The sequence below is a fragment of the Paracoccus sp. DMF-8 genome, from assembly GCF_029309835.1.
Taxonomy (GTDB): Bacteria; Pseudomonadota; Alphaproteobacteria; order Rhodobacterales; family Rhodobacteraceae; genus Paracoccus.
In genome coordinates, this window is the sequence record NZ_JARJHL010000011.1 from 76,464 (window position 1) to 101,951 (window position 25,488).

Annotated in this window: 18 protein-coding genes, 1 tRNA gene and 2 pseudogenes; 18 read left to right on the forward strand and 3 right to left on the reverse strand. The window is 63.8% G+C overall.

The annotated features are described in order from the left end of the window. Positions 1 to 209: 209 nt before the first annotated feature. The gene (locus PE067_RS11875) at positions 210 to 1,880 is read right to left on the reverse strand and encodes an NAD+ synthase (protein ID WP_276189579.1); all 1,671 of its coding nucleotides are present in this window, start codon (positions 1,878 to 1,880) and stop codon (positions 210 to 212) included. A gap of 161 nt (positions 1,881 to 2,041) precedes the next feature. On the opposite strand from PE067_RS11875, the gene PE067_RS11880 reads away from it, so the two are divergent. The 6 genes from PE067_RS11880 to PE067_RS11905 all read left to right on the forward strand — a co-directional run bounded on the left by PE067_RS11880 (position 2,042) and on the right by PE067_RS11905 (position 7,804). Next, on the forward strand, positions 2,042 to 3,517 hold the full coding sequence (locus tag PE067_RS11880) for a 2-isopropylmalate synthase (protein ID WP_276189580.1): 1,476 nt from the start codon (positions 2,042 to 2,044) through the stop codon (positions 3,515 to 3,517). 373 nt (positions 3,518 to 3,890) lie between these two features. After that, complete coding sequence (locus PE067_RS11885; RefSeq protein WP_276189581.1) at positions 3,891 to 5,177, forward strand: hypothetical protein; 1,287 nt, start codon at positions 3,891 to 3,893, stop codon at positions 5,175 to 5,177. Positions 5,178 to 5,397: 220 nt separating this feature from the next. Beyond that, the gene (locus tag PE067_RS11890; RefSeq protein ID WP_276189582.1) at positions 5,398 to 6,303 is read left to right on the forward strand and encodes a calcium-binding protein; all 906 of its coding nucleotides are present in this window, start codon (positions 5,398 to 5,400) and stop codon (positions 6,301 to 6,303) included. Between the two features lie 134 nt (positions 6,304 to 6,437). Further along, entirely contained in the window at positions 6,438 to 6,707 is a 270-nt protein-coding gene (gene rpsO / locus PE067_RS11895; RefSeq protein WP_276189583.1) for a 30S ribosomal protein S15, read from the forward strand. 78 nt (positions 6,708 to 6,785) lie between these two features. Continuing rightward, positions 6,786 to 7,580: a TIM barrel protein gene (locus PE067_RS11900; protein ID WP_276189584.1), complete on the forward strand. Its 795-nt coding sequence runs from the start codon at positions 6,786 to 6,788 to the stop codon at positions 7,578 to 7,580. Positions 7,581 to 7,687: 107 nt separating this feature from the next. Continuing rightward, positions 7,688 to 7,804 (forward strand): PAAR domain-containing protein, encoded by a 117-nt coding sequence (locus PE067_RS11905; RefSeq protein WP_276189585.1) that lies wholly within the window; start codon positions 7,688 to 7,690, stop codon positions 7,802 to 7,804. Between the two features lie 176 nt (positions 7,805 to 7,980). Here PE067_RS11905 and PE067_RS11910 read toward each other — a convergent pair whose 3' ends face one another. Beyond that, positions 7,981 to 8,718, reverse strand: a complete 738-nt coding sequence (locus PE067_RS11910) for an Imm52 family immunity protein (protein ID WP_276189586.1) — start codon at positions 8,716 to 8,718, stop codon at positions 7,981 to 7,983. Between the two features lie 149 nt (positions 8,719 to 8,867). Between PE067_RS11910 and PE067_RS11915 the strand changes: the two are divergent. The 5 genes and pseudogenes from PE067_RS11915 to PE067_RS11940 all read left to right on the forward strand — a co-directional run bounded on the left by PE067_RS11915 (position 8,868) and on the right by PE067_RS11940 (position 16,481). Further along, a pseudogene (locus PE067_RS11915) lies at positions 8,868 to 9,799 on the forward strand (IS5 family transposase). A 315-nt stretch (positions 9,800 to 10,114) separates the two neighbouring features. After that, positions 10,115 to 10,750: a hypothetical protein gene (locus PE067_RS11920; RefSeq protein WP_346429692.1), complete on the forward strand. Its 636-nt coding sequence runs from the start codon at positions 10,115 to 10,117 to the stop codon at positions 10,748 to 10,750. Next, positions 10,692 to 12,167: a DNA polymerase Y family protein gene (locus PE067_RS11925; RefSeq protein WP_276189587.1), complete on the forward strand. Its 1,476-nt coding sequence runs from the start codon at positions 10,692 to 10,694 to the stop codon at positions 12,165 to 12,167. The genes PE067_RS11920 and PE067_RS11925 overlap by 59 nt, the downstream gene beginning before the upstream one ends. Then, complete coding sequence (locus tag PE067_RS11930) at positions 12,164 to 15,490, forward strand: error-prone DNA polymerase (protein ID WP_276189588.1); 3,327 nt, start codon at positions 12,164 to 12,166, stop codon at positions 15,488 to 15,490. Before PE067_RS11925 ends, PE067_RS11930 begins: the two co-directional genes overlap by 4 nt. Positions 15,491 to 15,635: 145 nt before the next feature. Beyond that, positions 15,636 to 16,481 carry a tyrosine-type recombinase/integrase gene (locus PE067_RS11940; RefSeq protein WP_346429693.1) on the forward strand — a complete coding sequence of 282 codons (846 nt, stop codon included), beginning with the start codon at positions 15,636 to 15,638 and terminating at the stop codon, positions 16,479 to 16,481. A 78-nt stretch (positions 16,482 to 16,559) separates the two neighbouring features. On the opposite strand, the gene PE067_RS11945 is transcribed toward PE067_RS11940, so the two are convergent. Beyond that, positions 16,560 to 16,635, reverse strand: a tRNA-Lys gene (locus tag PE067_RS11945). 95 nt (positions 16,636 to 16,730) lie between these two features. Between PE067_RS11945 and dapF the strand changes: the two are divergent. From dapF to PE067_RS11980, 7 genes and pseudogenes are all read left to right on the forward strand, one after another. After that, positions 16,731 to 17,557: pseudogene (gene dapF / locus PE067_RS11950) on the forward strand (diaminopimelate epimerase). Beyond that, positions 17,554 to 18,825: a tRNA (N(6)-L-threonylcarbamoyladenosine(37)-C(2))-methylthiotransferase MtaB gene (gene mtaB, locus PE067_RS11955; protein ID WP_276189590.1), complete on the forward strand. Its 1,272-nt coding sequence runs from the start codon at positions 17,554 to 17,556 to the stop codon at positions 18,823 to 18,825. The pseudogene dapF and the gene mtaB overlap by 4 nt, the downstream one beginning before the upstream one ends. After that, positions 18,825 to 19,076 (forward strand): hypothetical protein, encoded by a 252-nt coding sequence (locus tag PE067_RS11960; RefSeq protein WP_276189591.1) that lies wholly within the window; start codon positions 18,825 to 18,827, stop codon positions 19,074 to 19,076. The genes mtaB and PE067_RS11960 overlap by 1 nt, the downstream gene beginning before the upstream one ends. Before the next feature lie 243 nt (positions 19,077 to 19,319). After that, positions 19,320 to 20,516 (forward strand): chromate efflux transporter, encoded by a 1,197-nt coding sequence (gene chrA, locus PE067_RS11965; RefSeq protein ID WP_276189592.1) that lies wholly within the window; start codon positions 19,320 to 19,322, stop codon positions 20,514 to 20,516. 83 nt (positions 20,517 to 20,599) lie between these two features. Further along, positions 20,600 to 22,258, forward strand: coding sequence for an acyl-CoA synthetase (locus PE067_RS11970; RefSeq protein ID WP_276189593.1), 1,659 nt, complete (start codon positions 20,600 to 20,602; stop codon positions 22,256 to 22,258). Positions 22,259 to 22,627: 369 nt separating this feature from the next. After that, positions 22,628 to 24,370 carry a class I poly(R)-hydroxyalkanoic acid synthase gene (gene phaC / locus PE067_RS11975; protein ID WP_276189594.1) on the forward strand — a complete coding sequence of 581 codons (1,743 nt, stop codon included), beginning with the start codon at positions 22,628 to 22,630 and terminating at the stop codon, positions 24,368 to 24,370. Between the two features lie 405 nt (positions 24,371 to 24,775). Next, entirely contained in the window at positions 24,776 to 25,339 is a 564-nt protein-coding gene (locus tag PE067_RS11980) for a GNAT family N-acetyltransferase (RefSeq protein ID WP_276189595.1), read from the forward strand. The last annotated feature ends 149 nt before the right edge of the window (positions 25,340 to 25,488 follow it).

Here is a 25,488-nt window from a genome sequence, read left to right on the forward strand (position 1 = left end):
GAGAGAGCAGCCGTGTGCACCCGCCAGAAACCCAATCAATACGCAAATTACAGCAGGTTTCCAGCTGTCGGAAAAGCTGGGTAATGAAACCAGCTTTATTGAAATTTTTCTAATTTTTTACCAGTCTTTGGGTGGTGTGCTGGTGTTCAGCCCCCGGAAACCCGTGGGCGGGCTGGCGATGAGGCTGCCCGCCCGACACGGTATGTCGTCTAGATCCGGTCGCGCCAGCGATTGACCAGCGGGTAACGGCGATCCAGCCAGAATGCCTTGGTGGAGATGCGCGGGCCGGGTGCGGCCTGATAGCGTTTCCATTCGCTGATATACAAAAGCTTTTCGATTTTTGCGACGGTTTCGGCATCGAAACCCTGCGCGACCAGATCGGCGAGCGACTGGTCCTTTTCCACCAGACCCTCAAGGATGGCATCCAGCACCTCGTAAGGGGGCAGGCTGTCCTGATCCTTTTGGTCGGGGCGCAGCTCGGCCGAGGGGGGTTTGGTGATGATGCGGGGCGGAATGACCTCTCCGGCGCGGCCCAGCATCCAGTCGCGGTGATTGGCGTTGCGCCAGCGGCAGGTTTCAAAGACGCGGGTTTTATACAGGTCCTTGATCGGGTTATAGCCGCCCGCCATGTCGCCATAGATCGTGCAATAGCCGACCGCGACCTCGGACTTGTTGCCGGTGGTCAGCAGCAGCGCGCCGAATTTGTTGGAAATCGCCATCAGCATGACGCCGCGCAGGCGGGACTGGATGTTTTCCTCGGTGATGTCGGGGGTGGTGCCCGCCATCAGATGGGCCAGCGCGCCAGACACGGCATCGCGGGCGCTGTCGATATGGACCTCATCCATCTTCGCGCCGATGCGGGCGGCGCAATCGGCTGCATCCTCAAGGCTTTCGGCCGATGTGAACTCGCTTGGCAGCATCACGCATTGGACGTTTTCGGGGCCGATGGCATCGGCGGCGATGGTCGCGACCAGCGCCAGATCGATCCCGCCCGACATGCCCAGAAGCGCCCTGGAAAAGCCGGATTTGCGCATGTAGTCGCGCAGGCCCAGCATCATCGCCTGATAATCCTGTTCCCATTCGTCGGGCTGGGGGTCCATCTGGCCCGGCTCTGCCCGCCAACCCGCATCGGTGTTCACGAAATCCAGATCGACCAGCATCTCGGCAAAGGGTGCCAGTTGCATGACCTTGACCGCGCCGCCATTCGGGCCGGGGTTCAGCACGAAACTGGCGCCGTCATAGACCTGATCGTCCTGCCCCCCGACCGAGTTCAGATAGACCAGCGGCAGGCCGGATTCGACGACGCGGCCGACCATATGGCCCATGCGCAGGTCCAGCTTGCTGCGGTGATAGGGGCTGCCGTTCGGGACCAGCAGGATTTCCGCCCCGGTTTCCGCCAGCGTTTCCGTGACCTCGGGCCACCAGCTGTCTTCGCAGATCGGGCTGCCGATGCGGACCGGGCCAAGGCGGTAGGGGCCAGAGATCGGGCCGGGATCGAACAGGCGCAATTCGTCGAACAACTGCTTGTGCGGCAGGTTGTGTTTCAGCACGCGGGCGACGATCTGGCCGCCTTGCAGGATGTAATAGGCGTTGAACAGCTTGCCGCCATCCGCCAGAGGTCCGCCGATGCCGATCGCCGGGCCATCTGCACAGTCGCGGGCCAGATCCGCGATCACCCGCATCGCATCGCGGGTGAATGCCGGTTTCAGCACCAGATCCTGCGTCTGATAGCCGGTCACGAACATCTCGGGCAGGGCCAGCATGTCCGCGCCGCGCGCCTTGGCGGTTTCCCATGCCGCGCGCGCCTTTTGCGCATTGCCGGACAGATCGCCCACGGTCGGGTTCAACTGGCCCAGAGTGATGCGGAAGCGTTCGGTCATGGCGGTCTCCGTGGTTCCTTCGCATTGTTGATAGGCGAGGCGGCGCGAAAGGAAAAGTCGGCCTTTGCGCCCGCTGGCCTCATGCGGTAAACCCGGTGAAAACACGGCCAACGGAAATATGGCCAGCGAAAACACGGGCAACCCGGTAGGAGAGCAGGGCGATGAAGGCAGCGATTGCCATTGCGGCGGTATTTCTGGCAAGCGCCGGGATGGCTGCTGCGGAATCGGTCATCACCAAGCAATATGATGACGGCGGCGTCTACGAAGGCACCTTCCGCAACGGCAAGCAGCACGGGCGCGGCACCTATACGCTGCCCAACGGCTATTCCTATACCGGCGATTGGGTCGAGGGTGAAATTCTGGGGCAGGGCAAGGCGAGCTTTCCCAATGGTTCCGTCTACGAAGGCGCCTTTGCCCAGGGCAAGCCGAACGGCAAGGGCCAGATCACCTATGCCGATGGCGGCACCTATGAAGGCGATTGGCTGGACGGCGAGATCACCGGGCAGGGCGTGGCGCGCTATGCCAATGGTTCCGTCTACGAAGGCGGTTTCCTGAACGCGCTGCACAATGGCAAGGGCGTGCTGACCCAGCCCAACGGCTACCGCTACGAAGGCGATTGGGTGCGCGGCGCCAAGGAGGGGCAGGGCAAGATCACCTATCCCGACGGCGCGGTCTATGACGGCGGAATGCTGGCCAACCAGCGCGCCGGTCAGGGCACGCTGACCATGCCGGACGGGCTGACCTATACCGGCGGATGGGCCGCAGGCCAGATGAGCGGCGAGGGCAAGCTGGTCCAGACCTCGGGCGACACCTACGAGGGCCGCATGGCCAATGGCAAGCGCGAGGGCGAGGGCGTCGCCACCTATCAGAACGGCGACCGCTATGAAGGCACGTTCCGCAATGACCGGCGCGAGGGGCGCGGCGTCTTTACCGGCACCGATGGCTATGCCTATGACGGCACCTGGGTCGATGGCCGGATGGAGGGCGCGGGCCGCATCACCTACCCGGATGGCGCGGTCTATGACGGTGCCTTGCTGAACGACCTGCCCGAAGGCAAGGGCCGCATCACCTATCCCGACGGTTCGACCTATGAAGGCGATTGGGTCGCGGGCGTGATCGAAGGGCAGGGCACCGCCAGATATGCCAATGGGCTGGTCTATGAAGGCGGCTTCCGCAATGCCCGCAACGACGGTCAGGGCCGCATGGTCTATCCCGATGGCTATGTCTATAACGGCGCCTGGCGCGAGGGGCAGCGCCACGGCGAAGGTCAGGCCACCTATCCCGACGGCACCACCTATGACGGCCATTTCGTCGATGGCCTGCGCGAAGGCCGTGGCCGCCTGATCACCCCCAACGGTTTCCGCTACGAAGGGAGCTGGAAGGCCGGGGAAATCGACGGCGAAGGCACGGCCACCTATCCGAACGGCGATGTCTATACCGGCAATTTCGTCGCGGCCAAGCGTCAGGGCGCGGGCGTCATGCGCTATGCCACGGGTCAGGTCGCGGCAGGCGAATGGGAAGACAACCGCCCCGTCCGCCTTGATCCCGAACAATCCGTCAACGCCCCGGCAACAGAGGCCGAAACCGCCCCGGCCGACACCCCCGAGACGCAGGTCCCGGACGAGCCCGATCAGTGAATTCGTCGCGCTGCCCGTGACGGCGGCGGTCATGTCGCGACATGCTGCGCTGAAGGGCGGCGCAATGGCACAGGCGCATATGACGACCAAGGATCGCAGCCGGGCCGACGACGCCTTGCCCTGCGGTCCCAAGGGGCGACGGAACGGCCTGTCCCCTTGGCGTCATGGACGGAACCGGAAAACTTTCCGTCCCGCAGCATATTCGGAACAGGCGACCGGGGCGTCCGGGTCTGTCGCTGCCTGTGCGGGTGGGCGTGATTGGCTGCCGGCGACCTTTGGGCGGCAGGGCTGGCATTCCGGAAAAGCAGGCGTTGCGGATTGGCGGTCGCAATGCCAAGAATGCGGCCGGAACGACCCTGAAACGGAGCCCGTCATGACACCTTTCAACAGGCCGGTGGGCCTGTCGCTTTGCGCGCTGATGGCGCTCGCGACGCCCGGACTTGCACAGGATGAGACGCCCCGGCCCGCCGAGCAGGCTGCGGTCGCCTCTGTCGCCACCTGCGGCGGCGAGACTGCCGCCTGGATCGCTAATGCGGCGGATGGATCGGATGTCTCGGGTGCCGAAAGCCCCCTGCAGATGTCGGTCGGCGCCCATGCCCAGGGCGGTGCGCTGATCGGTTTCCGCGTCACGGGCGAAAGCGAAGGCGTCCGGATCGAGGCCGTCTCGAACGATGGCGATCCCAGCATCGTGCTGCTGACCGCCGATGGCGACAGCATTGCGGAAAACGACGATGCCGGGGGCACGCTGAATTCGCGGATCGAAACCACGCTTGGGCCGGGCGATTACTGCGTGCGTGTCCAGTCATTTGACGGGGGCGGCGTGGCGGCGCAGGTGCAGGTCGGCACGCAGGACCAGCCCCGGCTGTTCGAAGACAACGTCAGCGCAAGCGACCGCATCGGGACCTGCAACGCCTCGACCGAGATGGTCGAACTGATGCCGGGCGATCTGGATCAGGGGCTTGAGAATGGCCGCGTTTCGCTGGCCGTTCCGGGCAATCGGGTCAGCTATCTGCGCTTCGATCTGGCCAAACCCACGGCGCTGACGCTGCGCGCGGAATCGGACCGGCTGGACCCGACGGTCGTGCTGTTCGACTTTGCCGGTCAGCGGCTGGCGGAAAACGACGACGCGGATGGCACCAATTCGCGGCTGGATTTCCCCGCCCAGCTTGAGGCGGGCAGCTATTGCCTTGCCGTCACGGCGCTGACGGCGGGCGAACAGGACATTCAGGTTTCGGCCGAGAAACTGGACGCGGAAAGCTTTCTGGCGGGGGCTTACCGTCGCGGCGAAATCGTCCCCCCGTTCGATGGCGATTTCCCGGTGACCCAACTGGATCTGGCCAAGCCCGCGCATACCCCCGTCCTGCTGGGGGGCAGCGCGCAGTGGTTCACCTTTCAGATCGACCGCAACGCGGTCGTCGTGATCGAGGCCTATGGCTCCCTGTCCGGCGCCGATCCGAAACTGGCGCTGTTTGGCGAAAACGGCGCAGTTCTGGCCGAAAACGATGATTACGGCGATTCGCGCGATTCCCGTTTGCCGCCGACCAGGCTGGCACCGGGCCGCTATATGATCGCGCTGACCGATGTCGGCGCGTCAGGCTTTGCCAGCGGTTCGGCGCGTGCCGTGGCACTGGTGACCGAAAGCTATCTGCGCGCCGAATAGGCGCGGCGATATCCGTTGACAGGCGCCGGTCCGGTTTCGGGCCGGCGTTTTCATGTCCGGCCGGGTGACAATCCGGGATGGGTGTTGCGAAAAGAATGGTTTACAGAGAAAAATGGATTTGTGACAGGTTAACTATCTCTTAATTCTTTGCTCCATTCCTTGCGCGTTTCATGGATATATTCGGTTTTGAGTGGGTGATTCTTTTGGTGAGTGTAATTTGATGCTCATGTTGGGCACGCTATTGGGGCTGGTATTCGGTGGTTTGGCGCTTGATGCGACCATCAATGCCACCAATTCCGACAGGGAAAATGACGACCCCGGCGAAAATCCGGGTGAAAATCTGGGCGAGAATCCCGGTCACAATTCCACGCCCGGAGACACGCTGACCGGCACCTCGGGCGACGATTGGCTGGGCGGCACGGATCGCGACGACCACCTGATCGGCGGCGCGGGCGATGACGATCTGTTCGGCGGTCAGGGCCATGACAGGCTGGAGGGTGGCGACGGCAATGACTGGCTGCATGGCGATGGCGATTACGGCCCCGGTGGGGATGACCTGCTGATCGGCGGCAATGGCGACGACATGCTGGCCGGTGACAATGGCAATGACACCTTGCTGGGCGGTGCGGGCGACGACAGCCTGATGGGCGGCGATGGCGATGACAGCCTTGTTGCCGGACCAGGCCATGACACGCTGATGGGCGGCGCGGGCAATGACACGCTGATCGCCGGGCCGGGCGAAGATGACCTGTCCGGCGGCCTTGGCGACGACCTGCTGATCGGTTCGGACAGCCCCGGTCGTGCGTGGATGCATGGCGGCGAAGGCGACGATACGATCATCGGCCATGACGATGACTTCATCGAAGGGGGCGAGGGCAATGACCTGTTCATTCTGGCCGCCGACAGCCCCGCCACGCCGCCGCTGATCGGCGATTACGATGCGCGTTTTGACCGCATCGAAATCTGGATCGACCGCCAGCCCGGTGACGCCGAACCCTGGATTTCGGTCGCGACCGATGATGACGGGATGAGCGTGATCAGCGTTGACGATATCGCCGTCGGCCGGGTTGCGGGCTCTGCGGTCGAATTGCGCGATCTGATCGTGACGCGGATGACGGGCGCCTGATTCAGCTTTTCTTTTGCTGCGTTTGGCGCTATAGCCCCTCGATCCGTTTGGGAAACCGGGCGGTTTGCATGACGGACCTTGCTGGACGACATCCCGGCCTGTGCCCGAAACCCTTGTTTCTGAAAGGAGATCCGATGTCGATCACTGCCGAGGAAAAAGCTCGCGTCATGAGCGAATTCGCAACCAAGCAAGGCGACACCGGTTCGCCCGAGGTTCAGGTCGCGATTCTGTCCAGCCGCATCGCCACCCTGACCGAGCATTTCAAGACCCATAAAAAAGACAACCACTCGCGTCGTGGTCTGCTGATGATGGTCGCGCAGCGCCGCAAGCTGCTGGACTATCTGAAGCGCAAGGAAGAAGCGCGCTATACCGCGCTGATCGCGAAACTGGGTCTGCGCCGCTGATCCGTTCGCCGATTTCGGACGACGCGCCCGTGGCTTATGCTGCGGGCGTTTTCTTTTGTCGGACAGGGTAGGGGCGGCATGGCGGCACTGGCGTTTTCGGCAGATCTGGGGCTGCTCTGGCCCGGTCTTGCACCTGACAGGGCGATTTCACGCGCGGCGGCGGCAGGGTTCACCGCGATCGAACTGCATTGGCCCGATGCAGGGGACATTCCCGCGATCCGCGCCGCGCTGGACCGGACCGGCCTGCCGCTGCTGGGGCTGAACACGGCGCGCGGCGATGTCGCAGCGGGCGAATTCGGTCTGTCGGCGCTGCCCGGCCGGTCGGATCAGGCGCGCGCGGCAATCGAGGACGCACTGGCCAAGGCCCGCGCCCTGAACGCCCGCGCCGTCCATGTCATGGCAGGCAAGGCGCAGGGCGATGCCGCGCAGGCGGGTTTTGTCGCGGCGCTGCGCCATGCCAGCGATCTGGCCGCGCCCCACGGCATCACCGTTTTGATCGAGCCGCTGAACCACAGGGATGTTCCCGGCTATTTCCTGACCGACCCGGCCCATGCGGCGGCGATCATTGCCGAAACCGGGCGCGACAATATCCGGGTCATGCTGGACTGCTATCACATGGGGATGAACGGGCTGGACCCTTTGGCGGTGCAGGCCGCATTGGGCGATCTGGTCGGCCATGTCCAGTTCGCCGCCGTTCCCGACCGAACCGAGCCTGACCACGGCCGGATCGACTATGCCGACCTGCTGCCCCGGATGGCGCAGGCCGGCTATCGCGGCTGGTTCGGCGCCGAATATCGCCCGTGCGGCGATACCGCTGCGGGGCTGGGCTGGATGAAGGGCTTTGCTGCGGGGCGAGCCGGGTCGAACGGCTGACGCTGCCATCCGACCTCATCAGGTCCGGGTCGGGATATCACCTGCATCCCGCTGGCCGTCGAAGGCGGGCGTCCGGCTATTCCGGCACCCCTCCGCTGTCGGATCCGATGGTCAAGGGTTCCGGCAGCGTCAGGATCAACGGTCGCGGGGTGATGCGTATCGGCGATCAAACCGCGCATGGCGGCCGAATTGTGGCCGGGATTCCCACGCTTATATCCGATTGATTCCCCGTCAGCCCATTCGAACGTCTGAAGGAGCTTCAGGACCACATTCTCCGACGCGGGTTGGAGTGACCGGCACCGGCCGTCCTTGCAAAGACCCAGCTGAATCTGCTCAGGTTAAGGCGCTAATCCCCCTGTCCGACCCTTGACTGCAGCGGCAGCAACAATGCTGTCGTAATCTATTGCCCCCAGCCCCCTCTATCGAGATCCATGCTCGTCGGGATTACCCCCAGGATATTAAGACGTATCTCGACCTCCTGCGCGCGCTCAATTCCCTCCTTTGAATAAGACGGATGGCCTTCAACGGCCTGCCAAAGCGTGGATTGCGGCACGATCAGAGTGCCGCCATTCATGGGCTGCACAATCTCGGCCTCAGGAACTTCTGCCGGCGCCAGAGAAAATGGCACCCAGCCCATCCAGCCGATTCCCTCACGGCTACGATCCAGGGGGTGTTGGTCCATGTAATAATGCATGGGCCCAAATCTGATATGGTGGGGGCGACGCCAGCGCGTGATGATATCGAGCAGATCCGCTCCGCTTTGCGCATCAATCTTTATGGCCGGGCGGCTTTTGTATATCTCTCCGGACAGCATTGTCGGCTGTTGGACGCCGGAATCAGAATCCCACCATGTATAGTCGAAATCGTAAAGACGTTCACTTGCCTCGTTCACCCAGATCTGATTCATCCCCTCCATGTTTCGATTTGCTTCGCGAAATTTTTCCAGGAACTCATCTTTCCGGGCCTGCAGACTGATCGGCCGCTCATGTTCGTTCCACTGAGCGGTCCATTCCACATTGAATGCGGGGATCTTTCTCATCCGGGCAAGCAGATCAAGAAAGCTATCCGCTTCCGTGTCGAAATTCGTTTGTAACTGCGGAAACTTGGCGACCAAAGTCAGATCCAATCGCTGTGTCATCAGGAAACCTATGCTGTGAAGGGGCGATATTCTCGTTCAATGCGCCACCAACCGGAGTTGAGGAATATCTGGTAGACGTAGGGGCGTTGTTGCAGAACTCTCTTCTCTGAGGGGTTCCCATCGTGAATCCAGTGGGCTACGCCCCTGGGATGAGTAATCCTGAGCGCAGCCGCTACCGCAGGACGAACTGGACATCCTGCAAGGATGCCTTGAGGCGTCGGGGGTCGTTGCTGATCTGGCTGGACAAGGACATGGTGTGGCTGGCGCCCAGGGCTGGTCGTAATGGTCGGCCGCCGGTGTTCTCCGATGCCGCGATCCAGTTCTGCCTGATGGTGAAGGTCCTGTTCGGGCTTCCGCTTCGGCAAACAACCGGGATGGTGGCGAGCATCCTGTCGATGGCCGGGCTCGACTGGCCGGTTCCGGATTTTTCGACCCTGAGCTGCAGGCAGAGGAGCATCGAAGTGCAGATATCGAGCCGCCGTGCACCGGGGCCGCTGAACCTGCTGGTGGACAGCACGGGGATCAGGTTCCCCGGCGACGGGGAATGGCTGGCGCGCAAGCATGGCACCCGCCGCCGACGCCAGTATCGCAAGGTCCATCTGGCGATGGCCCCTGTCACCGGTGACATCCGGGCGGTGGAATTCACCTCCAGCGACAAGGGCGATAGCCCCATTCTGCCTCACCTGCTCGACCAGATCCCACCTGATGAGCAGATTGGCACCGTGACCGGGGACGGCGCCTTCGACACAAGACGCTGCCACACTGCGATCCTCGAACGCGGTGGCACGGCGGTCATACCCATACGCAAGAACGGACGACGATGGCGGCAGGACTGCCCTGCCGCCGCTGTCCGCAACGAGATCCTCCGGGCAACCCAACGCCCGGGCAGGACCATATGGAGGCGCTGGTCGGGTATCACGCCCGAAGCAGGATCGAAGCCAGGATGCGGTGTCTCAAGGCATTCGGTGAACGCATCGCATCCAGAGACCCGGACCGCCAAACCGCCGAGATCCATATCCGCGTCGCTCTGATGAACCGATCCAATGCCCTCGGCTCCGCCGAGATCGAACGCGTGGCATGAAACAAACGGGGAAAGGGGCACCGGCGCTAACACCCTGACTTCTGCAACAACGCCGTTGCGACGCTAAAGCGGTGCGGATGTTGTGATTTGGTCCTCTTCAATGCACATGCTTGGATTGCATCTACCGTGTTGGCGCATCTTGATCTGCAACCACATTTTCAAAGAAATAAAATCCCATAGGCGAGCGGCGATGAAATTAGCCATTTGAAGCCGTTCAAGAGCACGCGAAACGCAAAGCGGAGCGCAATACCGAAGGGTGATCCGCGGGAACCCGCTGAGGAGCTTGTAACGTGCAGGCCATCCGCGCACCTGTCTGTGGCGCAGGTCAACCTTGCCTCTGATCTGGCGCCCTCGCGGCTTTCAAAAAGGCGTTTCATCGGCCTAATATGGGGCATGAATCTTCGACTTTCAGCTTTTCCCCTTCGCCCCGAGCGGGTGCATGAAGCCTGCGGGCCGATGGCAATCGGCTTTGCGGTGATCGCTGCGGCGCAGGCCGGTCATATCCTGTGGGTCCGCGACAGCTGGCGGCCCGAGATGATCGCACCTAGCGGCCTGAGCCCCTGGCTGGATCCTGCGCGCATCACGATAGCCCTGACAGCGGATCAGACCGAAACCCTGGCAGTGGCCGAGGAAGGCCTGCGCGATGGTGCTGTCGATCTGGTCGTCCTGGAGCTGACGGCACCTGTCGGTCTCACCGCCGGACGCAGATTGCAACTGGCGGCGCAGGCCGGACACACCACCGGGCTTTGCCTGATCCCCGAGGGCATGGGCAGTCCGGCGGCAGAGACGCGCTGGAGATGCGCTGCCATTTCCGACCCCGATCCGACCGAAGACTCGACTCTTCAAAACTGGCAGCTTATCAAGAACAAATCGGGAACAATTGGGTCTTGGCATGTTCGATGGAGCCGCGCGGCGCGTCGTCTCACTGTGGTTTCCCGGGCTGGCGAGTGACCGGGCACTGCGGGCGCGTGCTGCCCTCGGGCCTTTTGCGCTGACGATCCATCAACACAACACCAACAGGATCCATTGTTTGAACGCGGCAGCTGAGCGGTTTGGTTTGCATGTGGGGATGGCCGTTTCGGATGCCCGTGCCTTTTGTCCCGACCTGCAAAGCCGGACCGCCGACCCTATGGCCGACCGGCGCTTTCTGACCGGGCTGCGACGATGGGCGACGCGCTATTGCCCTTGGGTCGGGCTTGAGGGGAACGGTCTGGTTTTGGACATCACCGGCTCGGCCCATCTGTTCGGTGGCGAGTCGGGGCTGATCGACAGCCTGCGTCACCGCCTGACCCGCGCCGGGCTGACGGTGCAGATCGGGCTGGGTGATACGCGCGGCGGCGCATGGGCGCTTGCGCATTATGGCGGTGGTATGGCGCAGCCGGGCCAGCCCTTGGCCGCGCTTGGCCCCTTGCCGGTCGCGGCGCTGAGGCTGGAGGCTGAAACCGTCACCGCGCTGCAACGGCTTGGGCTGCGCACGATCGCGCAGCTTGAGGCTACGGCCCGCGCGCCCTTGGCGCGGCGTTTCGGACCGGAGCTGCTTCGGCGGCTGGATCAGGCCCTGGGCAGAGAGCCAGAGCAGATCTCGCCGGACCCCGACCCGCCGCATTATGGCGTGCGGATCAGCCTGCCCGATCCCATTGGGCTTGAGGCGGATGTCACGGCGGGAACCGCGCGCTTGCTGGAACGCCGTTGCAGCAAGCTGGCCGGACACGGCACAGGCGCGCGCGTGCTGGAATTGACGCTGCGCCGGGTCGATCAACAGGCCGAACGGGTGGAACTGCGCCTTGCCCGCGCCATGCGCGACCCCGCGCGCATCCTGCCGCTGTTCGCCCGGTGCATCGGCACGGTTGATTCGGGCTTCGGCATTGACCAGTTACGGCTGGAGGCAACACAGGTCGAGCCGTTGCCAACCGAACAGATCGGCACGGGCGATGCAGCCCGGGCGGACAGGCTGGACGATCTGATCACCCGCATCGGCACCCGCATCGGGATCGACAATATCCGCCGTTTTCACCCTGCCGACAGCCATATCCCCGAGCATGGCTTTACCCTTGTGCCTGCGGCCTGTTCCCGCCCCAAACCATTCTCGCCGCCCGCGCACCCCCGGCCGCTGATCCTGTTTCCGCCGGAACCGATCACCGCCACCGGCCCGCATCCGCCGCAGAGGTTTCGGTGGCGGCGCATGCAAGTGGACATATTGCGCGCGACGGGGCCTGAACGGATCGCCCCTGAATGGTGGCGCGATGACCCGAACTGGCGCAGCGGCATCCGCGATTACTGGCGCATCGAAACCATGCAGGGTCGGCGGCTGTGGCTGTTTCATACGCCGCAAAACCCCGGTTGGTTCGTGCAGGGGGAATTCGCATGATGCAGCCTGATACCCCCACCCCCGATTATGCCGAACTTTGCGTCACCTCGAATTTTACCTTTCTGACCGGGGCCTCGCACCCCGAGGAATATGTTGCGCGGGCCGCCGAACTGGGGCTGGCCGCCATCGCCATTACCGACCGCAATTCTCTGGCCGGGGTGGTGCGGGCCTATAGCGCGCTGCGCGAATTGCAGCGTGCGGTGGATGAAGCATTGCCGATCCGGTCGCAGCACCGGACGGATACATGCTCGCGGCAGGAAATCGGCACGCCCGAGGATCTCCCCCGCCCGGCTGCGGCCAGTCTGCCCCGGCTGATCATTGGCTGCCGTCTGGTGCTGTCAGACAGCGCGGTGGAGTGGCTGGCGCTGCCGGGCGACCTTGCCGCATATCAGCGCCTGACCCGGCTTCTGACCCTTGGCAAACGGCGCGCGGGTAAGGGCGAATGCCGGCTTACCCTGCAAGATCTGCTGCAAGGCGGCGCAGGTCTGATCCTGATTGCACTGCCGCAGGGCATGGCCGGGGCACAGGATATTCAAAAGGTGGTCCGGCACTTTCCCGGCTTTGTCTATCTGGGGGCTGCGCCGCGCTATGACGGCTCGGATCAGGCATGGTTTGACATCTGTGCGCGCCACGCACGGGATTGCGGTGCGCCGATGGTCGCGGTGGGCGATGTGCTGATGCACCGCGCGGCGCGGCGCCCGTTGGCGGATGTGCTGACCTGCCTGCGCGTCAGTTGCACCATCGACGATATCGGCACCCGCGCCTTGCCCAATGCCGAGCGCCGCCTGAAAGGCGCGCCCGATATGGCGCGGTTGTTTCGCCATCATCCCGATGCCCTGAGCCGCACGCTGGAAATCGCCGCCCGCTGCCGTTTCAGCCTGTCCGAACTGAAATACCAGTATCCTGATGAGGTCACCGAAGGCGGCGAAGCCCCGATGGACCGGCTGCGCCGCCTCGCGCAAGATGGCCTTGCCCGGCGCTATCCACAAGGTGCGTCGGCCCGCGCGCTTGGGCTGCTGGAAAAAGAGCTTGCCGTGGTCGAAGAGTTGAACTTCCCCGCCTATTTTCTGACCGTCCACGATATCGTCCAATACGCCCGCAGTCAGGGGATCCTGTGTCAGGGGCGCGGGTCGGCGGCGAATTCGATCCTGTGCTATCTGCTGGGCATCACCGATGTCTCGCCTGACACAATCGGCATGGTGTTCGAACGCTTCATCTCGCGCCATCGGGGCGAGCCGCCCGATATCGACGTCGATTTCGAACATGAACGCCGCGAAGAGGTGATCCAGTGGATCTATAGCAAATACGGTCGCCACCGCGCCGGGCTTTGCGCCACGGTGATCCATTTCCGGTCCCGCGCCGCGATCCGCGAGGTCGGCAAGGTGATGGGGCTTAGTCAGGATGTTACGGGGGGCCTCTCGGGGCAGATCTGGGGCCACTCAAGCGACGGCCCCGATCCTGTCCGTATCCGCGAACTGGGCCTGAACCCCGATGACCGTCGTCTGGCCCTGACCCTGCGCCTGATCCGCGAAATCATCGGCTTTCCACGCCATCTGTCGCAGCATGTCGGCGGCTTCGTCATCACCAAAGGCCGGCTGGACGAACTTTGCCCGATCGAAAACGCCGCAATGGAGGACCGCACCCTGATCGAATGGGACAAGGACGATATCGACGCGCTCGGCATCCTGAAGGTCGATGTGCTGGCGCTTGGCATGCTGACCTGTATCCGCAAGGCGTTCGACCTGCTGAAAACCCATGAAAATCAGCATTTCCGCCTTGATACCGTCCCGCCCGAGGATCCCGCGACCTACAGGATGTTGCAGGCTGCCGACGCTGTTGGGGTGTTTCAGGTCGAAAGCCGGGCGCAGATGAATTTCCTGCCCCGCATGAAGCCGCGCGAATTCTATGATCTGGTAATCGAGGTCGCCATCGTCCGCCCCGGACCCATTCAGGGCGGCATGGTACAGCCCTATCTGCGCCGCAGGCAGGGCCTTGAACAGCCCGAACCCTTTGGCCCCGCGCTGGCAGAGGTCACCAAACGCACCCTCGGCGTGCCGCTGTTTCAGGAACAGGCCTTGCAGATCGCGGTCGTCGGCGCGGGCTATACCGCAGAAGAGGCCGATCACCTGCGCCGCGCGCTGGCGTCGTTTCGGCGCATGGGCACGATTGGGGAACATCGCGACAAGTTCATCACCGGCATGCTGGCGCGCGGCTATTCCCCCGAAATCGCGGCCCGGTGTTTTTCCCAGATCGAGGGCTTTGCCGATTACGGCTTTCCCGAAAGCCATGCGGCGGCCTTCGCGCTGCTGGTCTATGTTTCGGCCTGGCTGAAACGCCATCATCCGGCGGTCTTTGCCTGTGCGCTGCTGAATGCGCAGCCGATGGGATTTTATGCCCCCGCCCAGATCGTGCGCGATGCGCGGGACCACCGGGTCGAGATCCGCCCGGTCTGCGTCAATGCAAGCCTGTGGGACAACAGCCTTGAGCGGCGGCATGATGGCACCCTGGCGCTGCGACTCGGCTTTCGCCAGATCAAGGGCTTCCGCCAGGACGATGCCGACTGGATCGCGGCGGCGCGGGGCAATGGCTACCCGGATCCGCAGGCGCTGTGGCTGCGCGCGGGCATAGCACCTGCCATTCTGGAACGCTTGGCCGAGGCGGATGCATTTTCGGGGATGCGCCTGACCCGGCGCGAGGCGCTTTGGCAGGTGCGCGCCATTCACGGGCAGGCGCCGCTGCCGCTCTTCAACGATCCGATCGACGGCGAGGCGATTGCCGAGCCACCCGCCGCCCTGCCCCCGATGCATATCGGCGAAGAGGTGGTCGAGGATTACGTCGCCACCCGCCTGACCCTGCGCGCCCACCCGATGGCCCTTTTGCGCCCGGACCTGCCGGGGCTGACCCCGCATGACGCGCTGCGCACCTCGCCCTTGCGCCGGACCACGGTCTGCGGTCTGGTCATCACCCGCCAGCGCCCCGGCACAGCCTCGGGCGTCGTGTTCCTGACGCTTGAGGATGAAACCGGGGTCAGCAATGTGGTGGTCTGGCGCAAGGTATTTGAACGCTATCGCCGTTCGGTCATGGGCGGGCGGCTGTTGCGCGTGACGGGGCGGCTGCAACGCGAAGGAATCGTGACCCATCTGATCGCCGAAGGGATCGAGGACGTGTCGTCTCTGCTTGCGACTCTGGGCCATCCCCTGGCAGATGCCATCGCGCAGACCACGCCCCAGACCGACAGCGCCCCGCGCGCGCGTCCGATGGCACGCGCGCACCACCCCCGCGAGCAGGCAAAGCGACTGTTCCCAAGCCGGGATTTCCATTAAGCGGGGCTCAGACCGTCTTCGGTAAGACCCTTGTCCCTTCTTGCCCGCCATCATGTGCCTGACATTATCGAACGCAGGCTCTCATCGTCAGGGCAGTTACAACGGACCGACACGATCAGAGCACCTCGCGCCGGGTTCAGATCCGGTGATCAGCTTCGGTTGCGGCTTCCGTTGCCCGCAGAAGCGTACAGGCATCTGTTTCCAGCGCACGCGAAAACACGATCCGTTCGACAACATCGATCCAACGTTCGCCACTCTCGATCCTGACGACAAGCGATTAGTGACAACGCAATCTTTGTGCCAGTTCGGCCTGGGTCAGGCCAGCGGCCTGCCGGGCGGCAATCAGCGCCCGGCAAAGCGCCGCGTGACCATTGCTTCTGATGGTTCTGGCCTCCCGAGGCAAAAGGGAGCCGCTGCCCAGCACCGCAAACTGCAGGGCAGCGGCGAGGATGAGCGCGTTGACCGCCGCAAGATCAGGTCTGGCGGTTTCCACACCTGGACCGAGGAACAGGCTCAGAAATTCCGCGACCACCACGCCAGCGGCACGGTTGCCCGGATGGCGTTTGAACTGATCGTCGGCACGGGAGCGGCCCGGCAGGATGTGCGGGCCATGGACTGCATGAACATTAAGGGCGGGAATATCTGGTATCGCCGAATCAAGACTGGGCAGGATGTTGAGCTTCCGCTGGAATACCTGCCCGAGCTTGTGACCGAACTTCGCCAGCTTCTGCCGACGCAGGCGACATTCATTCTGAACCGAGACGGCAACCCCAATGTGACCGAGAGTTTCGGAAACTGGTTCGCCGATCAGTGCAGCGATGCCGGATTGCCTGATGAGTGCCGGGCGCATGGGCTGCGCAAGTATGGCGCGACCCGTCTTGCGGATCAGGGCGCTTCTGAATTTCAGATTATGGCCATTCTTGCGCACAAGATCCCGCCAAGAGGCCCGGCGCTACGTCCAAGCCGAAAATCGCGTGAAGTTGGCTGCTGATGCCCTGGCGCTACTTCAATGTCCAACACCTACACCCGTTGGACAAAACGAGCAGGTAAAACCATGAAATGAATTTGGTGGTGAGCCCAACAGGATTCGAACCTGTGACCCACTGATTAAAAGTCAGTTGCTCTACCAACTGAGCTATGGGCCCATCACAGGGCGCCTGACTAGTGGCCGATGCGAATGGGGTCAAGAGGAAAAACGAATGATCTGGTGGAATCTTTTTCCAGGGCCTATATCGCCGGGATGAGCACGCAAACCTACCGGCAAACCTCTTTCGGCCTGCCTTTCATGAAGATGCATGGGCTGGGCAATGACTTCGTGGTGATCGACCTGCGTGCGGGGGGCGATCTGCCTGATGCTGGGCTGGTCACGCGCATTGCAGACCGCCATCGTGGCGTGGGGTTTGACCAGCTTGCGGTGATCGGATCCGATGACGAATCCGACGCGCGGCTGACCTTTTTCAATGCCGACGGCACGCTGTCGGCGGCTTGTGGCAACGCGACGCGCTGCATTGCGCGTTGGCTGATGGATGAAACGGGGGCGCAAAACCTGCGGCTGCGCACCGATCATGCCGTGCTTCTGGCCGAGGATGCGGGGGCGGGCTGACGCGGGTCAACATGGGCGCTCCGGTTCTGGACTGGCAGGCGATTCCCCTGGCGCAAGAGGTCGATACGCTGCATCTGCCGGTGCCGGGCGATCCGGTCGCGACGGGCATGGGCAATCCGCATATGACCTTTTTCGTCGATGACGCGGCCGCCGTGGACCTTGAGTCCTTTGGCCGCCGGAACGAACACCACCCGCTGTATCCGCAGCGCACCAATGTCGAGGTCGTGCAGGTGCTGTCCGACCGCGAGATCCTGCTGCGGATCTGGGAACGCGGGACGGGGCCGACGCTGGCCTCGGGGTCGTGTTCCTGCGCGGCGGCGGTTGCGGCGGCGCGGCGCGGGCTGACCGGGCGGCGCGTGACCGTGAACGTCCCCGGTGGCCAGCTGGATATCGACTGGCGCGAGGATGGCGTGTGGATGACCGCGCCCACCGCGCATGTCTTTGACGGGATCTGGCGCGAATGACCCAAGACGCGCCCATTTTCGCAACGCTTGGCTGTCGCCTGAACGCCTATGAAACCGAGGCGATGCGCGAGATGGCCGAGGCTGCCGGCCTGCATGGCGCGGTGGTCGTGAACACCTGCGCCGTCACCGCCGAGGCGGTGCGCAAGGCCCGTCAGGAAATCCGCCGTCTGGCCCGCGAAAACCCCGGCGCGCCCGTCATCGTCACCGGCTGCGCCGCCCAGACCGAACCCGAGACCTTCGCCGCCATGCCAGAGGTCACGCGGGTCATCGGCAACCATGAAAAGATGCAGCCCGCGACATGGGAACAGTTGCGTTCGCCCAACATGGCCCCCGACCTGATCGGCGAGACGGAAAAGATCCGCGTCGATGACATCATGTCGGTGCGCGAAACGGCGGGCCATCTGATCGACGGTTTCGGCCGTCACCGCGCCTATGTGCAGGTCCAGAACGGCTGCGATCACCGCTGCACCTTCTGCATCATCCCCTATGGCCGGGGCAATTCGCGTTCCGTCCCGGCGGGGGTCGTCGTCGAGCAGATCAAGCGGTTGCGCGACCGGGGTTTCAACGAGGTCGTGCTGACCGGCGTCGACCTGACCAGTTGGGGTGCCGATCTGCCGGGGACGCCGCGGCTTGGCGATCTGGTCATGCGCATCCTGCGTCTGGTGCCGGACCTGTCGCGCCTGCGCATCAGCAGCATTGACAGCATCGAGGCCGACGACAACCTGATGCTGGCCATCGCGACCGAACCGCGCCTGATGCCGCATCTGCACCTGTCCTTGCAGGCGGGCGATGACATGATCCTGAAACGGATGAAGCGCCGCCACCTGCGCGATGACGCCATCCGTTTCTGCGAGGATGCCCGCCGTCTGCGCCCCGGCATCGTCTTTGGCGCCGATATCATCGCCGGTTTCCCCACGGAAACCGAGGCGATGTTTGAAAACAGTCTGAAGCTGGTCGATGACTGCGGCCTGACCTTTCTGCACGTTTTCCCCTATTCCGCCCGCAAGGGCACGCCTGCCGCGCGGATGCCGCGCGTGCCGGGTCAGGCGATCAAGGAACGCGCCGCGCGTCTGCGGGCGGCTGGCGACGCGGCCCTGACCCGCCATCTGCAGGCCGAGGTCGGCCAGACCCTGCGCGTATTGACCGAAGGCCCGCGCCTTGGCCGGACCGAACGCTTTACCGAGGTCGCCTTTGACCGCGACATGCCCGAGGGCACGCTGATGGATGTCACCATCCGCGGCCATGACGGCGCGCGGCTGGTCGCCTGATGCAGGTGCTGCTGCACGGCAGCCTGATGGCGGACCGTGCCAGCACGAATCGCGAAATCGAACGCGCCTTTGGCCTGCCGGACCGCAGCATCACCAGCCCTGAATCGCTGCTGAACGCGCTGGCCACGCATCCGCCCGCCCGTGTCATCTGGCAAGGTCACGGTGCTGCGGTCGCGGCGCTTGGGCTATATGCCGACCGGATCGAGGCCGCACTGGGCCGGTTGGAGCAGTTCGATCTGGATATCGACTGATCGTGCCGGGGCGGCTGGTCGCGCCAGTGGACCGGCCGGGCAGCCTTTGCGGTTTTGCGTGGTCTGCCTGACGGCTGCCGCATCGACCTTTATTCCGGGCGACCGCGCGACATGGTCGTCCGCCGGATTGTCATCACCCTGTCATCCGGCTGCGCAATCAACGACCTGCTTGTCTGCGTCGGACGCGCCATGCCATCCTTGATCGTGCCAAGCTGAGCCGAACCGCCCATGCCGGGATCCAGAATGTCCCCAGCCACGCCGCAGACCGGAACCTTTGCCGAGGTATTCCGGGCCTTTCTGAAACTGGGCCTGACCTCTTTCGGCGGGCCGATCGCGCATCTGGGCTTTTTCCGGGATGAGCTGATCGCACGGCGCAAATGGTTGTCCGACAGCGATTATGCCGATCTGGTCGCCCTGTGCCAGTTCCTGCCCGGCCCGACCTCGAGTCAGGTGGGCTTTGCGCTTGGCCTGATGCGGGCGGGGTGGCGAGGGGCGCTGGCGGCCTTTGTGGGCTTCACGCTGCCATCGGCGCTGATGCTGACCGCCTTGGCGCTGGCGGCCAGCCGGTTTCAGGCGCTGCCCGACAGCGGCGTGCTGCAGGGGTTGAAAATCGTCGCGGTGGCGGTCGTCGCGCAGGCGGTGCTGGGCATGGCGCGCAGCCTGTGCCCTGACGCGCCGCGCGCGGGGATTGCGGTGGCGGCGCTGGTGGTGCTGGCGCTGATGCCCGGTGCCTTTGCCATGCTGGCGGTGATCGTGCTGGGCGGCGCGGCGGGGCTGGTCCTGTGCCGTGCCACGCCGCAGGAACCTGCGCTGGCGGCATTTCCCGTCAGCCGCCGGGCGGGGGGGGCGGCGCTGCTGGCCTTTGTCGCGGGCTTTGTGCTGCTGCCGCTGCTGGCGCCCCTTGGCCACGGGCTGGCGATGATCGACGGCTTTTTCCGCGCCGGATCGCTGGTCTTTGGCGGTGGTCATGTCGTCCTGCCCCTGCTGCAGGCGGAAACCGTCGCGCAGGGCCGGGTCGCGCCGGATCTGTTTCTGGCCGGTTACGGTCTGGCGCAGGCGGTGCCGGGGCCGCTGTTCACCTTTGCCGCATGGCTGGGCGCGGTGGGCGATCTGCCGCCGAATGGCATTGCGGGCGCGGTGGTCGCGCTGCTGGCGCTGTTCGCGCCCGGCTTTCTGCTGCTGGTCGCGGCCTTTCCCTTCTGGTCGGCGCTGCGCCGCCAGCCCCGCGCGCAAAATGTCATGCAAGGGGCGAATGCGGCGGTGGTGGGCGTGCTGGCGCTGGCCCTGTATGACCCGGTTTTTACCAGCGCGATCAAGGGAAAGCCCGATTTCGCGCTGGCCGTCCTGTGCTTTGTCGCGCTGACCGCCTTTCGCCTGCCGCCCTGGGTGGTGGTGCTGGCGGGCGGGCTGGCCGGGGTGGCGCTGCCTGTGGCCGCATGATCGCCACTTGCCGCCGACCCGCGAATGAGACCAGACTGTCACCATATGGATGGCGAACCGCAATCGTGGCAAAGGGGGACAGCATGGCGGACAAGGCGACGATCTATGATATCGGTCTGGACAGGAATCCGGCCAATTTCGTGCAGCTTTCCCCGCTCAGCTTCATCCGGCGCACCGCGCAGATCTATCCGGACCTGACCGCCGTGGTCTATAACGACCTGCGCCGCACCTGGGCCGAAACCTACGCCCGCTGTTGCCGCGTCGCGGGCGCGCTGGCCGGGCGCGGGATCGGCAAGGGCGACACCGTTTCCGTCATCGCCGCCAATATCCCCGAGATGTTCGAGGCCCATTTCGCCATCCCCATGACGGGCGCGGTCCTGAACACCATCAATTCCCGTCTGGATGCCGAGGCGATCGCCTTTATCCTCAACCATGCCGAGGCAAAGGTCCTGCTGGTCGATCCCGAATTTGCCGAAGTCGTGGACCGCGCCATCAAGATCGCCCACCGCCCCGATATGCTGGTCGTCGATATCCTGGACCCGTCCTTCGCGGGCGGGCAGCGGATCGGGCGCATCACCTATGACGACCTGCTGGCCGAAGGCGACCCGAATTTCGCATGGGTCATGCCGGGCGACGAATGGGACGCGATCAGCCTGAACTATACATCCGGCACGACCGGCGATCCCAAGGGCGTCGTCTATCACCACCGGGGCGCGGCGCTGAATGCCATGTCGAACATCATCACATGGGGCATGGGCCATCATGCGCGCTATCTGTGGACGCTGCCGATGTTTCACTGCAACGGCTGGTGTTTTCCCTGGACGATTGCCGCCAATGCGGGCGTGTCGATCTGCCTGCGTGCCGTCCGGGCCGAGCCGATCTTCCAGCTGTTCCGCGATGAAAATGTCACGCATTTCTGCGGTGCGCCCATCGTCCTGAACATGCTGGTTCACGCACCCGATGAGCTGAAGGATTTCGACCACGAGATCAAGGTGATGACCGCAGGCGCCCCGCCCCCCGCCGCCGTCATCATGAACATGGAGGCGATGGGCGTCGATGTGACCCAGGTTTACGGGCTGACCGAAACCTATGGCCCTTCGGTCGTCAGCGCATGGCAGGGGAAATGGGACGCGCTGGATGCGGATGCCCGGTCGCGGATGAAGGCCCGGCAGGGCGTCAAGAATGTCGTCTTGGACGACATGATGGTCGCCGACCCCGCCACGCTGGAACCCGTGCCCGATGACGGCGTGACGATCGGTGAAATCTTCATGCGCGGCAACAATGTCATGAAAGGCTATGTGAAAAACCCCACGGCGACGGCCAAAGCCTTTGGCGGCGGCTGGTTCGCCTCGGGCGATCTGGGGGTGATGCATCCCGATGGCTATGTCGAGATCAAGGACCGGTCGAAGGATATCATCATCTCGGGCGGGGAAAACATTTCCTCGGTCGAGGTCGAGGACGTGCTGTATCGCCACCCCGCCGTGATGGAGGCGGCGGTGGTCGCGCGGCCGGATGAAAAATGGGGCGAAACGCCTTGCGCCTTTGTCACGGTGAAACCCGGCCAGCAGATCACCGAAACCGACCTGCTGGAATTCTGCCGCCAGCATATGGCGCGCTTCAAGGTGCCAAAGACCGTCGTCTTTACCGAATTGCCCAAGACCTCGACCGGCAAGGTGCAGAAATTCGTGCTGCGCGACCGGGCGCGGGCGCTTGGGGATCAGGGTGGCGGTGCGGGGTTCTGAACCGGCGGCAGGGGGGCGTTGCGCCCCTGATTCTGTCTGATCGCAGACCGCGCGCCGCACCGCGCAACCACCGGGCGAAACGCTGGCGGCGCGACCGTGCCGGGCGACGCCGCGCGCCCCTCTGCTGCCCCGGTCCGGGGCCCGATCTGTGCCGGCGGCCAGCGGCGCGGATTGTTCATCCAACTGATATAACTCGTATTTTCGTGGCCGAAATCCAACGATCACGCTTCCGGCATCAAGCGCACTTGCGCAAGGCCGCCATTCTGTAATGATCGAAACAGGGACGCGCGAAAAGACCGACATAACGGACAACTGGCCCGGCAGGAAACCGGCATCGCAGGGGGAGGGAGCCTGAAGATGACTTCGGAAATGACCACCACGCAGATCGACCGCATGTGGGGGCTGATGCAGCGCGCGCAGCAACTGGGTATCAGCGCCCACAGCAATGCGCTGGCCAAGGCGACGGGATCGGAATTTTCCGTCGTCGATGCCTCGACCGTCAGCGAAGCCTATCTGCGCGCCATGTTGGATCTGGCGCAGCGCCCCTGGGATCTGGTGACCTATCAGCATGAGGTCATGCGCGATGTCGGCAAGGCCTGGATGAACGCATGGCGCGCGACGGAAAGCGAAGGCCCGGCCGACCGGCGATTCCGCGATGCGAAATGGGATGAAAACCCCGCCAACCGCGGTATGCGCGACGCCCATCTGGCGCTGGAGGCCGCGACCGACCGCCTGCTGTCCACCCTGCCAAGCGGCACCAAGGAACAGTTGCGCGTGCAATTCTATACCCGCCAACTGCTCAGCGCGCTGTCGCCCAGCAACTTTCTGATGCTGAACCCCGCCGCCCGCGACCGTTTCATGCGCACCGAAGGCGACAGCCTGCTGGACGGGCTGGAAAACCTGCTGAACGATATCGAACGCGGCGACGGGCGGCTGGATATCGCGACCAACGACACCTCTGCCTTCGAGGTCGGCCGCGATCTGGCGACGACGCCCGGTCAGGTGATCTATCAGAACGAATTGATGCAGCTCATCCATTACGCGCCGCTGACGGAAAAGCAGTTCAGGCGCCCGCTGCTGTTCGTGCCGCCCTGGATCAACAAATACTATATTTTCGACATGAAGCCCGACAACAGCATGGTGCGCTACATGCTGGAACAGGGGCACAGCGTCTTTCTGATTTCATGGGTCAACCCGACCCGCGAACATGGTCATCTGAGTTTCGAGGATTACATGCGGCTTGGTCCCCTGACCGCGCTGGACCAGATCACCAAGGCGACCGGGGAAAAGGAATTCGATATCCTCGGCTTTTGCATCGGCGGCATTCTGGTCACCGCGACACTGGCCTATATGGCGGCAAGGGGCGACAAGCGCATCAAGACCGCGACGACGCTGGCCACGATGGTCGATTTCACCGATGTCGGTGAAATCGGCGTCTTCATCGACCGCGAAAGGGTCGAGGCGCTGCGTCACCACATGGCGGAAAAGGGCTATCTGGAAAATCACCATCTGCAGGACATGTTTTCGATGATCCGCGAAAACGATCTGGTGTGGTCCTTCCATGTCATGAACTATCTGATGGGGCGCAAGCCCCCGGCCTTTGACCTGCTGTTCTGGAATTCGGACAGCACCCGCCTGCCGGCCGCGATGCTGCTGTGGTATCTGGAAAAGATCTATATCGAGAACGGCTTGCGCAAACCCGGCCATCTGACCATGGACGGCGTGCCGATCGACATCAGCAAGATCGACATCCCCTTTTACGTCCTGTCCACCAAAGAGGACCATATCGCCGTCTGGACCTCGGTCTATCCGACGACGCAACTGCTGGGGGGCGATACGACCTTTGTTCTGGGCGGCTCGGGCCATATCGCGGGAGTCATCAACCCGCCCGCGACACGCCCGAAATACGGCTATTGGACGCGGCCCGACTATCCGCAAAATCCGGCCGAATGGCTGTCGGGGGCGGAACGCCACGAAGGTTCGTGGTGGCCGCATTGGGCGAACTGGATCGCGGCTCTCAGCCCCGGGGACCAGGTGCCCGCCTATCAGCCCGGCAAGGGCAGGCTGAAGCCCATCGAGCCCGCACCGGGCAGCTATGTCCGCGCCCCGTGATGGCCATTGCCGCGACGCGGTGACGACTGTTGCCGCGATACAGCGAGGGCGCTTTTCGGGGCGCCGCACCGCTGCGCTTGACTGATGCGGCCGCGCCACAGGCTGGTCGTCACGCAATCGTTATTCCTTGCGCATCCGGCCCCTGATCCGGCGGTTTATCCGCTGGATTGTCGTTTCAACCGACTGAAACACGCATGAAATCGCAAATGACGCGCCCGCGATCCCGCGTGATCGTTGCGGGACGGCGCCGCGCGCGGCGCAATCGCGTATGGGTTCCGCATATTTCGCGACCCGGCGGAACGATTGACGCAAGACAGGCGGCTGCCTATTTTTCTGCGGTGCAGCATCGTTCTGGCGCTGCAATTGGATCGCTGATCAGGGAAAGGGCACAGGCAGGTTGCCGTCATGTTCGAAGCCGCGCGCAATTCGATTTTCCGGCGCTCGCTGTCGGGGCTGGATATCCGGAACCCGGACGGGTTGCAGATCACGCTGCGCGGCCTGTCGCCGCGCGACGTCCAGCAACATCAGGACCACCTGCAACGCCTGACCCCCGAAGACCGCCGCCTGCGCTTTCACAGCGCCATGAGCGATGGCGCGATCATCGATTACGCCCATCGTCTGGACTGGAGCCATGCCTATATCTTCGGCATTTTCGTCGATGGCATCCTGCGCGGCGTGGGTGAGCTGGTGCGGATCGACGACACCAACGAAGGCGAGCTTTCGGTGTCCGTCGAAAAGGAATTCCAGAAGGCCGGTCTGGGCCGCATCCTGACCCGCGCGCTGGTCGTCGCGGGCCGGAAACTGGGCCTGAAACGCATCCGCATGCTGTATGTCCGCGAAAATACCAGGATGAAGGCGCTGGCCAACAATCTGGGCGCAACGTCGCAATACGCCCATGACGTGATGGAAGGCGTGGTGTCGATCGACGCCGATGCCGACGCCGGCGACCAGCCCCTGCGCGCCGGTTGAACCGCTGCGGCGCGGCACCGCGCCAGCGGCCTGCGTGCCCCCATTCGAACATTCAGGTTTCATTCACCAGATGCGTTCTGGCCAGCTTGACTCTGCCATCGCGCGAATGTCAGGCTTGACCCTGGACAGCCCGACCGGAACAGGGGCTG